At 65.8% G+C, this 14896-nt stretch carries 11 protein-coding genes and 1 pseudogene; 10 read left to right on the forward strand and 2 right to left on the reverse strand.

What is annotated here, in order from left to right; all coding sequences use genetic code 11:
- The first annotated feature begins 127 nt into the window (after window positions 1-127).
- The 8 genes and pseudogenes from ACZ46K_RS04725 to ACZ46K_RS04760 all read left to right on the forward strand — a co-directional run bounded on the left by ACZ46K_RS04725 (window position 128) and on the right by ACZ46K_RS04760 (window position 11121).
- Complete coding sequence (locus ACZ46K_RS04725; protein WP_464746921.1) at window positions 128-4174, forward strand: molybdopterin-dependent oxidoreductase; 4047 nt, start codon at window positions 128-130, stop codon at window positions 4172-4174.
- 287 nt (window positions 4175-4461) lie between these two features.
- Window positions 4462-5300, forward strand: a pseudogene (glsA, locus tag ACZ46K_RS04730) (glutaminase A).
- Entirely contained in the window at window positions 5297-6919 is a 1623-nt protein-coding gene (locus tag ACZ46K_RS04735) for an MFS transporter (RefSeq protein ID WP_464746923.1), read from the forward strand. Before glsA ends, ACZ46K_RS04735 begins: the two are co-directional and overlap by 4 nt.
- Window positions 6920-7104: 185 nt before the next feature.
- Window positions 7105-8043, forward strand: coding sequence for an MHYT domain-containing protein (locus ACZ46K_RS04740; protein WP_464746925.1), 939 nt, complete (start codon window positions 7105-7107; stop codon window positions 8041-8043).
- Between the two features lie 60 nt (window positions 8044-8103).
- A complete protein-coding gene (locus tag ACZ46K_RS04745; RefSeq protein ID WP_054806288.1) occupies window positions 8104-8508 on the forward strand; it encodes a TOBE domain-containing protein in 405 nt (134 codons plus the stop codon).
- The gene (gene modA, locus ACZ46K_RS04750; protein WP_054806285.1) at window positions 8505-9272 is read left to right on the forward strand and encodes a molybdate ABC transporter substrate-binding protein; all 768 of its coding nucleotides are present in this window, start codon (window positions 8505-8507) and stop codon (window positions 9270-9272) included. The genes ACZ46K_RS04745 and modA overlap by 4 nt, the downstream gene beginning before the upstream one ends.
- 35 nt (window positions 9273-9307) lie before the next feature.
- Window positions 9308-10069: an ABC transporter permease gene (locus ACZ46K_RS04755; RefSeq protein ID WP_054806284.1), complete on the forward strand. Its 762-nt coding sequence runs from the start codon at window positions 9308-9310 to the stop codon at window positions 10067-10069.
- A complete protein-coding gene (locus tag ACZ46K_RS04760) occupies window positions 10066-11121 on the forward strand; it encodes a sulfate/molybdate ABC transporter ATP-binding protein (protein ID WP_464746927.1) in 1056 nt (351 codons plus the stop codon). Before ACZ46K_RS04755 ends, ACZ46K_RS04760 begins: the two co-directional genes overlap by 4 nt.
- Here the strand turns inward: ACZ46K_RS04760 and ACZ46K_RS04765 are convergent, their stop codons facing one another.
- Window positions 11122-12414, reverse strand: a complete 1293-nt coding sequence (locus ACZ46K_RS04765) for an MFS transporter (protein ID WP_464746929.1) — start codon at window positions 12412-12414, stop codon at window positions 11122-11124.
- 57 nt (window positions 12415-12471) lie between these two features.
- A complete protein-coding gene (locus tag ACZ46K_RS04770) occupies window positions 12472-13419 on the reverse strand; it encodes an NAD-dependent epimerase/dehydratase family protein (protein ID WP_054811011.1) in 948 nt (315 codons plus the stop codon).
- Window positions 13420-13550: 131 nt separating this feature from the next.
- Between ACZ46K_RS04770 and ACZ46K_RS04775 the strand changes: the two genes are divergently transcribed.
- A complete protein-coding gene (locus ACZ46K_RS04775) occupies window positions 13551-14258 on the forward strand; it encodes a TetR/AcrR family transcriptional regulator (RefSeq protein WP_464746931.1) in 708 nt (235 codons plus the stop codon).
- Window positions 14259-14270: 12 nt separating this feature from the next.
- Window positions 14271-14879, forward strand: coding sequence for a YqgE/AlgH family protein (locus tag ACZ46K_RS04780; RefSeq protein WP_464746933.1), 609 nt, complete (start codon window positions 14271-14273; stop codon window positions 14877-14879).
- Window positions 14880-14896 lie beyond the last annotated feature (17 nt).

Raw genomic sequence — 14896 nt, forward strand, 5'->3', positions numbered from 1 at the left:
ACAGGGGCTCCCCGGCTCGGTGAGCCAGATGTCACAACCTGCTCACCGCGTTTGATCCGCCCGCAACACCGTGTCCGCAGCATGGACACCGGGCCATTCACGAGACGGCGCCGGGCAGGAGTTGGGAATGCAGGACGCGACCGCGTTGGTGAGGACCGCCTGCTCGTATTGCGGCGTGGGATGCGGGATGGTGCTCGAGGTCGGTATCGATCCGAACACAGGCACGCGATCCGTCCAGGCCGCGTACGGCGACAAGGACCACCCCACCAACCGGGGTCGTCTGTGCACGAAAGGTGCGACGAGTGCCGCGATGCTCGCCGGGGGTGGTCGTCTCGAGACTGCGCGTGTGCGCCCGGAGCGCGGCACCGATCACGTTCCGGTCGCACTCGAGACCGCGATCTCGGATACCGCACGGCGCCTGAACGTCATCATCGACGAATACGGGCCCGACTCCGTTGCGCTCTACGTGTCGGGGCAGATGTCTCTCGAGTCGCAGTACCTGGCGAACAAACTCGCGAAGGGGTTCATCGGCACGAACGGGATCGAATCGAACTCGCGGCTGTGCATGGCGGGCGCAGGCACCGGCTACAAGCAGTCGTTGGGATCGGACGGCCCGCCCGGCTCGTACGAGGACTTCGACCACGCCGACGTGTTCTTCGTGACCGGTTCCAACATGGCCGACTGCCATCCGATCCTGTTCCTGAGGATGATGGATCGAGTCAAGGCCGGAGCGAAGCTGATCGTCGTCGACCCTCGTCGTACCGCGACGGCCGACAAGGCCGACCTGTTCCTGCGAATCTCCCCCGGAACCGATCTCGCCCTGCTCAACGGTCTGCTGCATCTCATCGTCGACGACGGTCATGTGGATCGGGACTTCATCGACGAGCACACCGATGGCTGGGACGCGATGGAGGAGTTCCTCACCGACTACACGCCGGACGTGGTCGCCCGGATCACGGGAATCGACGAAGGAGACATCCGCACCGCAGCGAAGTGGATCGGCGAGGCCGGCAACTGGATGAGCTGCTGGACGATGGGGCTCAACCAGAGCACCCACGGCACGTGGAATACCAATGCGATCTGCAACCTCCATCTCGCGACCGGCGCGATCTGCCGAACCGGCAGCGGCCCGTTCTCCCTCACCGGCCAGCCCAACGCCATGGGTGGACGCGAAATGGGTTACATGGGACCGGGTCTACCCGGGCAGCGCAGTGTGCTGTCGGAGGCGGATCGCGTGTTCGTCGAAGACAGGTGGGGTGTCCCGCGTGGCACGCTGCGCACCGAGGTGGGTACCGGCACGATCGACATGTTCGAGAAGATGGCCGCCGGCGAGATCAAGGCATGCTGGATCATCTGCACCAACCCCGTCGCGACCGTGGCCAACCGGAAGACCGTTCTCGAGGGTCTCGAGAAGGCCGAACTCGTGATCCTGCAGGACAGTTTTGCGGAGACGGAGACAGCGGACCACGCGGACGTCCTGCTGCCGGGGGCGTTGTGGTCCGAATCCGATTACGTGACCATCGGTTCCGACCGAACCCTGAATCTCATCGGGCAGGCCGTCGACCCGGTCGGCGACGCGATGCCCGATTGGGCGATCATCGCTCGGGTTGCTACGGCCATGGGATTCGGCAGCGCATTCGACTACTCGAGCGCCGACGAGATCTTCGAGGAGATCACCGGATTCGCGAACCCCGCTACCGGATACGACCTGCGCGGAGTGACCTACGACCGGTTGCGTGAATCGCCGGTGCAGTGGCCGTGCCCGCCCGGAGCCGGCGCCCGCAATCCCATCCGCTATATCAACGACGGCACCGCCCGACCGCAACTGGTCCGTGACGACGGCACCACCCCCCGGTTGGTGTTCGCCACCCCCGACGGCCGGGCCCGCTTCTTCCCACGTCCGCACGTGCCGGCCGCGGAACTCCCCGACGAGGACTTCCCGATGATCCTCAATACCGGACGGGTCCAACATCAATGGCACACCCTGACGAAGACCGGCCGTGTCGCCAAACTCAACAAGCTCGAGCCCGGACCGTTCGTCGAGGTCAACCCGGACGACGCGCAGCGACTGACACTCGTCGACGGTGATCGCGTCGAGATCACCTCGCGGCGCGGTCGTGCGGTGCTCCCCGCGGTGGTCACCGATCGGGTGGGACCGGGCAACTGCTTCGCACCGTTCCATTGGAACGACAAGTTCGGTGAGGACCTCACCATCAACGCCGTCACCAACGACGCGACCGATCCCGAGTCGCATCAACCCGAGTTCAAGGTGTGTGCGGTCTCGTTGCTGAAGGTGGCGACACCGGAACAGGTGATCGCCGACCCCGCCGGCCGTGTGGCGTCGGTGATCGGTCTCGGCGACATCGAGGCACCTGTGCTCGACGAGACCGAACGAATCTACTTGTCCGGCATGCTCACCGGGATCCACTCGAGTGATCTCGGCGGTGTTCCGGTGCTTCCGTCGTCGGCACCGTTCTCTCCGTCGAAGCGTGCGTGGATCGAGGGCCTGCTGGCGGGCGTCTACTCGCGAGGTTCCGAGTCGGACGCTTCTGCAGCTGAATCCGTCGGGACACCGGTCGTCGTCGCGTGGGCTTCGCAGACCGGCAACGCCGAAGAATTCGCCGGAACGTGTGCCGAGCGACTGCGGGCAGCGGGCTGCGCGGTGCGGTCGATGTCGTTGAACGAGCTGGGTGTCGCCGGTCTCGCCGACATTCCGAATCTTCTGGTCGTTGCGAGTACCTTCGGCGACGGCGAGGCCCCGGACAACGGCGGCACCTTCTTCACCGCGTTGGCCGACGACGGCGCTCCCGCGCTCGCACAGCTGCGGTACGCGGTTCTCGCATTGGGTGATTCGAGCTTCGACGACTTCTGCGGCTTCGGCAGAAAGCTGGACGAGCGTCTCACCGAGCTCGGCGCAACCGCTTTCGCTCCCCGCGTCGACTGCGAACCCGACTTCGAGGAACGGTCGGCGCAGTGGCTCGCCGAGATCGAGTCGCATTTCGGTGGCGCTACCGGGCTCGAGCGACCCGTTGTCGCCTCCGCTCCGGCTCTCCTGTCGTATTCGCGGAAGTCCCCGCTGGTCACGCGGATCACCCGCAATGTGTGCCTCAGTGGCGGGGGTTCGTCGAAGGAAGTGCGCCAGTTCGGGTTCGAGTTGTTCGATCCGGCCTTCGAATACAGTGCGGGTGATGCCCTCGGCGTGGTGCCCACCAACGGCCCGGACACCGTCGACGACTGGCTCCAGGTCACCGTTCTCGACGCGGAGGCCCCCACCGAGATCCCGGGGCTTCCGACGATCCCGCTTCGCGAGGCCGCGACCCGGCACCTCGACATCACCAGAGTGACACCCGACCTGTTGAAATTCGTGCAGCAGCAGACTGGAAGTGCCGAGCTCGCAAAACGCCTCCGGCCGGGCAACAAGCTCGAGTTGCAGCGGTGGTTGTGGGGTAAGCAGGCGGCAGACGTCATCGCCGAATATCCGTTCAAGGCACCGCTCGACGAATGGTTGCCGCTGCTCGAACGACTTCAGCCACGCATGTACTCGATCTCGTCGAGCCCGAAGGTCGATCCTCGGGAGGTGCAGCTGACGGTGTCGGTGGTGCGGTACAACAACGAAGGTCGAGGGCGGGCCGGGGTGTGCTCGAGTTTCCTCGCCGACCACAGCAAGGGCGCAGACATCCCGATCTTCGTGCAGCGCAGCAGCCATTTCCGGCCACCGTCGTCGCCGGATACACCGATGATCATGGTGGGGCCGGGTACGGGAATCGCGCCGTTCCGCGCGTTCCTCCACGATCGCCGGGAGTCGGGACACACGGGCCGCAACTGGTTGTTCTTCGGCGACCAGAGAATCGACACCGATTACCTGTACCGGGACGAGATCGAGGCGATGCATTCGGACGGATTCCTCACCGAACTCGACCTCGCATTCTCTCGGGATCAACGACAGAAGATCTACGTCCAAGACCGCATGCGCGAACACGGTGCGCGTCTGTGGCGCTGGCTCGAGGACGGCGCCCATTTCTACGTGTGCGGCGACGCAGCGCGGATGGCGAAGGACGTGGACGCGGCGCTGCGCGACGTGGTGCAGGCCCACGGCAGGCTCGACCAGGACCAGGCGACCGCGTATGTCGACGCGCTCATCGCTCGGAGACGCTACGTGCGCGACGTGTACTGACCGCATCTCGAATTCCGGACCAAGATCGACGCGTTTCGCCGCGCGGTCGTATTCGAACCGTCTACTGTCCGTCCCGGAACACTTGTGGCACCGATGGTTCGGGGGAGGTTGCTGTGGAATTGGGGCTCGGGGACGTCTCCCAGGAAGTATCCACAGGTGATCTGCCTGTATGGAACGAGGTGGACGCGCTCGTCGAAGCTGCGTATCGACGATATCGGTCTGTCGGCGACGGCACGGTGGCCGAGTACATTCCGGCACTTGCCGAGGCCGATCCGGGGCGGTTCGGCGTGTGCGTGGTGGGTACGGACGGTGGTGTTCATTCGTCCGGGGATACGCATATCGAGTTTTCGATCCAGTCGATCTCCAAAGCGTTCGTCTACGCCCTGGCATGCCAAGAACTCGGTCACGAACTCGTCCGTGAACGTGTGGGTGTGAACAACTCCGGGGCTGCCTTCAACTCGGTCATCGCTATCGAACTCAACGACGGACACCCGATGAACCCCATGGTCAATGCGGGGCGATCGCGACGACGGCCCTCGTGCCGGGCGCCTCTGCTGACGAGCGATGGGATGCCGTCCTGGCGGGTTTGTCCGAGTTCGCTGGGCGGACGCTGGAACTCGACGACGCCGTCTACCGGTCCGAATCCGAGTCGAATCAGCGCAACCGCGCCATCGCCCAGCTACTCGCGAGCTATGGGCGCGTCGAACTCGACCCCGACGAGGTCGTCGATGTGTACACGAAGCAGTGTTCTCTGAAGGTCGATGCGCGGGACCTCGCGGTCATGGGCGCGACCCTCGCAGACGGGGGCATCAACCCGCTCACCGGTAGACGAGTCGTACCTCCCGGAGTGTGTCGCGACACGCTGGCCGTTCTGTCTGCGACGGGATTGTACGAACGCTCCGGTGAGTGGCTGTTCGAGATCGGCTTGCCCGCCAAATCGGGGGTCGCGGGTGGGATCGTGTCGATCGCGCCCGGCAAGTGCGGAATCGGTGTGTTCTCACCGCTCCTGGACTCCGCGGGAAACAGTGTTCGTGGGCAGCGTGCGACGGCATATCTGTCGAGGGTGCTGGGCCTGAACATATTTGCTTCTGCTGCACATTCTCGACAGAAGGGATTCGTCCGATGAGCACCGGACAAGACACCGCGATCGTCGAACAGCGCAACTCGTGGCTGCCGATGATCGGGCTGTTCCTCGGCCAGATCCTGATGTCGTTCAACGTGGCGGCATTGCCGGTGTCGATCGGTGGCATGGTCGACGATTTCGGTGCGCCTCCGACCGCGGTGAGTACCGCCATCGTCATGTACGGAATCGGCGTGGCCGCGCTCGTGATGCTCGGTGCGAAACTCGGCCACCGTTTCGGGTGGGTCCTCGTGTTCCGCATCGTCGTCGTCGTATTCGCGGCGTCTTCATTGATGATGATCTTCGCGCCGACCATCGAATTCGTCATCGCAGCGCAGACTCTCGCGGGAATGTCGGCGGCCGTCATCGTGCCGGCGCTGGTTGCGTTGATCGCGGAGAACTATCACGGTAGCCAGCAGGCGACCGCCATCGGCTCGCTGGGATCGGCCCGTGCTTTCTCCGGCATGAGTGCATTCCTCATCGGCGGTGCGCTCGGTTCGACCGTCGGGTGGCGTCCGGTGTTCGGGATCGTGCTGGTCGTTGCACTGGCGGTGTTCGTCTTCAGTTTCACTCTTCGTTCGGACCGGGGTAATTCGTCGGTCGAGATCGATGTGGTCGCCGCGATGCTGATCGGCGTCGCGATCGTGGTGCTGACCTTGGGATTCAACAATCTCAACGGTTGGGGTCTGCTCATCGCTCGTGACGGAGCGCCGTTCGATGTCGTCGGCCTGTCGCCGGCACCGATTCTCATCGTCCTCGGTGTGGTACTCGGTCAAGCGTTCCTGGTCTGGACCAGACGCAGGGTGCAGGTCGGCAAGGTTCCGCTGGTCGGTCTCTCGGTGCTCGGCTCGTCCCGCGAGAGGGCAGCGCTCTACGCGATGTTCGTGGTGGTCGCGTTGGAAGCGGCCTTGAACTTCACCGTGCCGTTGTACATCCAGATCGTGCAGGGACGCTCGCCGTTCGACACCTCACTGGCGATGATGCCGTTCAATCTGACGGTGTTCGTCACGGCCACGCTGATCATTCGCTTCTACAAACGGTTCAGCCCCAGAACCATCGGGATGTTCTCGTTCGTCCTGACCACGGCGGCCCTGGTCTGGCTCGCCTTCGTCGTGACGAACGACTGGGAAACTCTTCCCACGATCGCGGGTCTGATCGTCTTCGGTGTGGGGCAGGGCGCGTTGGTCACGTTGGTGTTCAACGTGCTCGTGACCTCGGCGCCGAAAGAGTTGGCCGGCGATGTGGGCTCGATTCGAGGTACGACCCAGAACTTGGCCTCTGCTGTCGGTACCGCGGTGGCGGGAGCGATGCTGGTGACGATCCTCGGGCTCAATATCGCCCAGTCGGTCGCCAACGATGTCGAGATTCCGGAGTCCGTCGTCGCGGAGGTCGACCTCGACGATGTCAATTTCGTGAGCAACGACCAGCTTCGCGAGGTGCTCAGCGAGACGAGTGCTTCACCGGCGGTGGTCGATGCGGCCGTGCAGATCAACACCGATGCACGTCTGCGGGCCCTGAAGACCGGGCTGTTGATTCTTGCGGGGATCAGTGCCGTTGCGATCCTTCCGGCTTCGCGGCTCCCGGCGTACAAGCCGGACGAGATTCCCGACCCGAGCCCCGAATAGACAGCCCGTGCGGCCGGGACCACCGGCATCCTTGTGATCGAAACTATGTCGCAGGGTTATAAAACTGTGACGTGAGGTAAGGTCGCTTACGCCGCGTCGGGGACTTCGTGCGGTCTCGATCGGTCGGTACGGCACGTCCCATCCGAATCTGGGGCAACAGCCCGACGTGCCATACGGAGATATGGATGTCGCACGAACTGCACCATTTCACGATGGGTCTGTGGGTCTTCTTCCTGGCGTACGCGACCTCGGTCGTCGGATCGTATGTGGGCCTGTCCTGCGTGCGACAGTCCTTCAAGGACGACGGCAAGAACGCCAGAATACGGTGGCTCGCAATGGCCTCACTCGCAATCGGTGGAGTGGGAATCTGGTTGATGCATTTCATCGGGATGATGGGATTCGCGGTACCGGGCTCCACGATTCGGTACGCCCTCGCGCCGACGCTGTTCTCCGTCGTGCTCGCGGTGGGCGCCACGCTGTTCGGGCTCTGGATCGTGGATTCACGTGCCGGATGGAAGACGCGGGTGCCTCGCGGTGTCCCGCTCGCCGTCGGTGGACTGGTGATGGGCCTGGCCGTCAGTTTCATGCACTACAGCGGTATGGCGGCGATCCGGATCAGAGGCACGATCGAGCACGATCAGGCTTTCGTGGTGGCCTCCGTCGTCATCGGCATCGTCGCGTCCACAGCCGCACTGTGGCTGGCCGGTGTGGCGGAACGTCTTGCTGCCCGGGCCGCTGCGGCCCTGATCATGGGGTGCGCTGTGGTCGCGCTGCACTACACGGGGATGGCCGGGGTGAAGGCCACGGTCGATGTGAGCGCGCCGGAGCCCTATGGGCTGACGGTGCTGTCACTTCTGTTCCCGGCCTTCGTTCTCGGCATTGCTGTGCTCGCATTGCCCATCGCAGCACTGCTGCTCGCCCCGAACCGTGAGGATCGACGCCGCGACGCCGCGGTCGCGCAGTGGATGAGTGAGGGCGAACCTTCCGAGGCGCAAGCGGGATCGGTCACGCCCGATCCTGCACCTCGGGTCGCCGAGTACGGGGTCGACGAGCGCGGGGCAAAGGCGCTGGTCAAAATCTTCCCGACTGCGCCACAGAAGGACGGCGGTCGACCTCGACCGTGAGGCGCACCTGACGCCGCAGTCGGCTTGTGGATCCGTGAATGCGTCAGTACCTTCCACTTCATGACGAATGTGCGGATAAAGGACGCCGCTGCACTGCTCGGTGTCAGCGATGACACCGTGCGGCGCTGGGTCGATCAAGGCCTGCTCTCGGCGACCAAGGACGACGTCGGACGCAAGGTGATCGAAGGCAGCGAACTCGCTGCCTTCGCTCGCTCCCAGTCCGCCGCGCCGCCCGATCTCCTCGGCGTCGGCAGCTCTGCCCGTAACCGTCTGGTCGGCCTCGTCACCCGGGTCGTGTCCGACACGGTGATGTCGCAGGTGGAGATGCAGTGCGGTCCTCACCGGATCGTCTCGCTCATGAGCACCGAGGCCGTCGAGGAACTCGGTCTCGAACCGGGCAGCATCTCGGTCGCCGTCGTCAAGTCCACCAATGTCATCGTCGAAACCCCCGGAGGGCAGGCATGAGGACCCGTATCGTCGTAGCAGCATCCGCGGTGGTCGCTGCCGCTCTCGCCCTGACTGCCTGTGGGGGCAGCAGCTCCACAGATGAGGGCTCCGAGACGGTGACGGTTTTCGCGGCAGCCTCACTGCAGTCGACATTCACCGAGATCGGCGACCTGTTCGAAGATGCGAATCCCGGTGTGACCGTGGAATTCTCCTTCGCCGGATCTTCGTCACTCGTCACGCAACTCGAAGAGGGTGCGCCCGCCGACGTCTTCGCGTCGGCCGATACGAAGACCATGGGCAACGTGGTCGACGTCGGGCTCGTGGCGGGCGAGCCCGTCGACTTCGCGACCAACGTCCTCACCATCGTCACCGAGCCGGGCAATCCCGAGAACATCACCTCGTTCGCCGATCTCACCCGAGAGGGCGTATCCGTCGTCGTGTGTGCACCGCAGGTGCCGTGCGGAGCCGCGACCGAACACGTCGAGGAAGCATCCGGCGTCACCCTCACCCCGGTCTCGGAAGAATCGTCCGTCACCGATGTTCTCGGTAAGGTCACCTCGGGGCAGGCCGATGCGGGCCTCGTCTACGTCACCGACGCCACGGATGCGGGTGAGTCGGTGACCGAGGTTCCGTTCCCCGAATCGGCCGGAGCGGTCAACACCTATCCGATTGCCGATCTCGCGAACGCCGACAACGCCGAATTGGCGGCAGAATTCGTCGACTTCGTCACCGGAGAACAGGGTCGTGCACTCCTCGCGGAGGCAGGATTCGGCGCACCGTGAGCGCAGCGCGCACGTCGACGGGGATCCCCCTGTGGATGTACGTGCCTGCCGCGGTGGGGTTCGCCTTCATCGCGGTCCCGTTGGTGGCGATGCTGCTCACGGTCGACTGGGCGAACTATCCCGCGCTGATCACGTCCGAGGCTTCGCTCGACGCACTCGAACTCAGTCTGGTGACCGCGTCACTCAGCACACTGCTGTGCACAACTCTGGGGATACCGATGGCTGTGGTGCTGGCGCGCAGTACCTTTCGGGGCCTACGGGTGGTGCGCGCGCTGGTGCTTCTTCCGCTCGTGCTGCCCCCGGTGGTCGGAGGTATCGCCCTGCTCTACACCTACGGCCGCCGCGGCCTGATCGGTGAGCACCTCGAAGTGCTCGGTATCAGCATCGCCTTCTCCACCACCGCGGTCGTGGTGGCGCAGACCTTCGTCGCATTGCCGTTCCTCGTGATGAGCCTCGAAGGCGCCCTGCGCACAGCGGGACACCGATACGAGAACGTCGCAGCGACGCTCGGCGCCCGACCCACCACGGTCTTCCGCCGCGTCACCCTGCCCCTGGTGCTGCCGGGACTCGCGTCCGGTGCGGTCCTCGCATTCGCCCGCGCACTCGGCGAATTCGGCGCGACACTCACTTTTGCGGGGAGTCTGCAGGGCACCACACGCACGCTCCCTCTCGAGATCTATCTGCGACGTGAGACCGATCCCGATGCGGCGGTGGCCCTGTCGCTGCTCCTCATCGTCGTCGCCCTGGTGATCGTCGTCGCCGTCCACTCGCGACGGCCGAAGGGAACAGCTCAGTGAGCCGGCTGCGTGTTCGCGCGAGTGTCGACGTGCGCGACTTCACCGTGGATCTCGAAGTGGACGCGGGTAGTACCGTCGCGGTTCTCGGACCGAACGGAGCCGGAAAGTCCACGCTGCTCGATGTGATCTCCGGACTGCTCCGGCCCGACCGGGGTCGCGTCGAACTGGGCGACCGGGTCCTCACCGACACCGTGTCGGGCGTCGCGGTGCCGCCCCACAAACGCTCCGTTGCGTTACTTGCACAGCAGGCACTGTTGTTTCCGCACCTCACCGCCGTCGACAATGTGGCATTCGCGCCCCGTAGCGCAGGGACACGGCGTCGCGCTGCACGTGAGGTCGCGATGAGCTGGTTGAAGGCAGTCGACGCTGTGGAATTCGCCGATCGCACACCGCATCAGCTGTCGGGCGGTCAGGCTCAGCGCATCGCGGTCGCGCGGGCATTGGCGGCGGCTCCTGAACTGCTCCTCCTCGACGAGCCGATGGCTGCGCTCGATGTCGCCACGGCACCGGCGGTGCGGTCGCTGCTACGCAGGGTGCTGCGCGAGGACGGTCGTACCGCGCTGATCGTCACGCACGATCCCCTCGATGTCCTGGCCCTCGCCGATCGCGTGATCGTCGTCGACGGCGGACGCATCGTCGAGGACGGCACCGTGCCGCGGGTCCTGACGCGGCCGCGCAGTGCGTTCGGCGCGCGGATCGCCGGAACGAACCTGCTCGGTGGGACCGTCGAAGCAGACGGTCTCGCCACGGAAGTCGGTGTCGTGCACGGACTCGCCGACGACGACTGCACCCCCGGTGCCGTGGCGGCCGCGGTGTTTCCGCCCTCTGCGGTCGCCGTCTACACCGAGCCTCCGCACGGAAGCCCGAGGAACGCGCTACGCGTCACGGTCGGTGAGCTCGAGGCGCGCGGCGCGACGGTGCTGGTGCGTGCATCGGGTGGGTTGTCGGCCGAGATCACGACGGCCGCGGCCGCTGATCTGACACTCGAACCGGGGACGAGGGTGTGGTTTGTGGTCAAGGCCACCGAGGTCCGGATCCACAGGGCGGCATGATCAGCGCCGACTGTCGATCCGGTAGCGCCTGACCGCAAGAACCCCGATCACACCGAGGACGTAGACCACAGAGCCCGCGACAGCGAGTGCGGGCGAGCGGCCGTCCGGTGCCACGACGTATGCCGCCGCTGCGAGCGCGGCGAGGAACGCGATGTTGAAGACGGTGTCCTGCAACGCGAAGACCTGTCCGCGCCGTGCGTCGTCGATGTCTATCTGCATCGCGGCGTCGCCGGTCAGCTTGATCGTCTGACCCGCGACTCCGAGCAGGAACGCGGCGATGAGCAGCGGGCCTTGGGTCACGGTGGTGACGAACAGGAGTTGCACCACCGCCGCGACGATCAACCCGAGGGTGACGGTGCGCGGACGGCCGAGTCGCGGGATGAGGAACGGTGCGACGATCGCGGCGATGAGCATACCGGCGGCGGTGGCGGCCACCGCGACGCCGAATCCTGCGAATCCGCCGGGTAGCGACGTTTCGTGTTCGGTGTTGCCGAGCACGAGCACCATGATCAGCGTGTCGATGCCGAAGACGATGCGGTGCGCACCGATTCCGATCATGGCGGCGGCGACACCGGGGGCCTCCCAGACGGCCGTGGCTCCGGTGCGTAGACCGGCGACGACGGTCAGTACCACCGCCCGTGGCCGCGCGTCGTCCGGCCCCAGCGCCTGGTGTGCGAATCCTCCTGCTGCCACTGCACCGATCACCGATCCGGTCGCGCCCAGTGCGACGGCGATTCCGGACCCGAGGTCGCCGGCGCCGACGAGAGCGATCGTGGTGACCGCGGCTCCGGCACCGGCCGCCGACACGGCGGAGCCGACCGTCGCGAGAACGGAATTGACCGGGACCAGCCAGGACTGTTCCACCACATGCGGGAGCGACGCCGATACTCCGGCGAGAACGAAGCGACTCACCCCGACAGCGGCGAGTGCGAGCAACATCAGCGGTGTCTGCGGTCCTCCGGTGACGAGCACTGTTGCCGCAGCGAGAATGAACACGCCGCGTAGCGCGTTGGCCCACACCAGAACGAGGCGGCGATCCCAGCGGTCCAGGAGTGCGCCGGCGAACGGGCCGATCACCGAGTACGGGAGCAGGAGGACGGCGAACCCCGCGGCGATGGCCACGGGGTCTGCGTGCCGTTCGGGATTGAACAGGATTGCTCCGCCGAGGGCGGCCTGGAACATGCCGTCGCCGAACTGGCTTGCGAAGCGGACGAGTGTCAGACGTGCGAGCCCCGGCGATCCGCGGAGGGCGGAGACCGTCGAATGCCACGCCTGCCGCTTCGAGTCCTGCACAATCTCCCAGACTATCTGTGTGGGAGGCGGCCTATCGGGCGCGGTGTGGAAGGCGGCCTATCGGACGCGGCCGCGCCACCAGCGGACGGTCGTGTCGGCGGCTTCCGAGATCGGGGTTGGCGACAATCCGAGGACGGCCTCGGTGCGGCTCGAGTCCATGACGAACGGATCGGTGAACATGTAGACGGTCTCCGCGAGTTCGCGCATGTCGCTGCTGACGACCGCACCGGCACGCAGGACCCAGTTGGGGATGGCCGCCACCTTCGGAGCGGTCATTCCTGCGGAGGCGGCGAAGGCAGTGGCCAGCTCGCGCTGCGTCACCGCCGGCGAGGTGGGTGCGTGCAGGACGCGGTTCCACACCTCGTCGTTGCTGGCGGCGGCGATCATGGCGGCGGCGAGATCGGGCACGTAGGTGAACGAGTGCGGTGTATCCGCTGATCCGAGCACGCGGGACGTCTTCCCTGCGAGAACCGTGGGGACCATGCGTTCGCCCGCATGGGCGTTCACTACGTGTGGGCCGAAGAAGTCCGACGCCACGACGCTGACCGTCGGCGTTGAGTGGGCGTCGCGGGCCGCGAGCAGACGGGTGCGTACACCGAGTTTGCCGCGGGTCGCGTTGCGAGGTGAGTCCTCGGTCATGACCTCGTGCGGGGAGCTGTACGAGTAGAGGCTCTCGGGGAACACGACGACTGCGCCGACGCGACCCGCAGCATCGAGCACGACCTGCTCGGCGGCGGGCAGTTCCTTCTCCCATACCTCGGCGGAGTAGGTCGAGCCGTGGATGCACATGTAGAAGGCAACGGCACTGTCGCCGTCGGGGCCGGTCAGTGCGTCGTCGAGGGCGCGGGGGTCGTTGACGTCGATGCGCAGGCGCTCGATGCGGGGGTGGTGGGGCCCGCTTCCCGAGCGGGTGAGGATGCGGACGCGGAGTCCCTGTGTTGCGAGTTGTTCCGCGACGGTGGTGCCGACAGGTCCGGCGCCGGCGACTACGTGGAGTTTCGACATGGTGTCCGCCTTTCGTAAAATGTGAGCACTGCTCTCTGTTCTGAATCCAGACTGCACCGCCGAGTGTGGTGATGTCAAGAGCAGTGCTCACATTTGTTGACAGTGCTCGCGGTAGTGGTCAGGCTGGAGACATGACGACACCTCGCGCAAAGGCGCGCGCCCGCACGATGGCCGACATCCTCCGGATCGGCCGCGACCACCTGGCGACCGAAGGCGCCGCCGCACTGTCGCTGCGGGCCGTCGCTCGCGACCTCGGCGTGGTGTCGTCCGCCGTGTACCGCTACGTCGCGAGCCGCGACGAGCTCCTCACCCTGCTGGTGGTCGATGCGTACGACGAACTCGGAGACGCGGTCGACGCCGCGGTCGCCGCCGCAGACGGTCCGCTCGAGGAATTCGGCGCGCTCGGTCGCGCAGTACGCGAATGGGCACTGCGTGAACCGGCGCGATATGCGTTGCTGTTCGGCAGTCCCGTCCCGGGCTATCAGGCCCCCGCCGAACGCACCACCGAACCCGGCACCCGGGTCATCGTCCGACTCGTCGGGATCCTGGCGGACGCGTATGCCGTCGGTGCGTTGCAGTCGATCGACTCCGTTCCGGTCCAGGTGTCGCTGTCGTCCGATTTCGCGCGGATCCGAAGTTCATTCGACATCGATCTCCCCGACGCAGTCATTGCCCGCGGGGTTCTGGTGTGGACCGGTCTGTTCGGCGCGGTGAACTTCGAGGTCTTCGGTCAGTACGGTCGCGACACCTTCTCGGACACGTCGGAGCTGTTCGAGCATCACCTTGCGGTTCTCGCCGACACTGCAGGATTCGTGACCACAAACGCACAGCCGCGGTGAGAGAATGACGGAGTGGCGCAGCACCAGGACGACCCCGAGGATCGCACCGCACCGTCGACCCCCAAGGTCCGTGCGGGGAATCTGCTCGTCGCCGGCACCGACCTCTCCGAAGCCACGTTCCGCCGCACCGTGATCTACGTCATAGAACACAACGACTCCGGCAGCTTCGGCGTCGTACTCAATCGCATCAGTGACACCGCCGTCGGCGCGATGCTCCCCCGCTGGGCTCCGTTGTCGGCGTCGCCGGGTGCCCTGTACGTGGGGGGTCCGGTGCACCGGAATTCGGCGCTGTGCCTCGGCACCGCGCGCGGTGGCGCCGAGGTCGACAACGTGAAAGGCGTCCGCAGGATCGCGGGCCGAGTCGTGCTGATCGACCTCGACACCGACCCCGAGACCCTCGTCGAGCACATCGAAGGAGTGCGGATCTTCGCAGGGTATGCAGGGTGGAGTGCCGGTCAGCTCGACGGTGAACTCAGCAATGACGACTGGATGGTCGTCTCCGCCCTGCCCCGCGACATCCTGGCGCCGGCCGATATCGATCAGTGGGCGAGTGTGCTGCGCCGCCAGCCGCTCCCGATGGCGCTGCTGGCAACCCACCCGATCGAGATCGAGCGGAACTGACTCACCCCAGGGCATGC

It is taken from the genome of Rhodococcus sp. JCM 9793, from assembly GCF_055380405.1.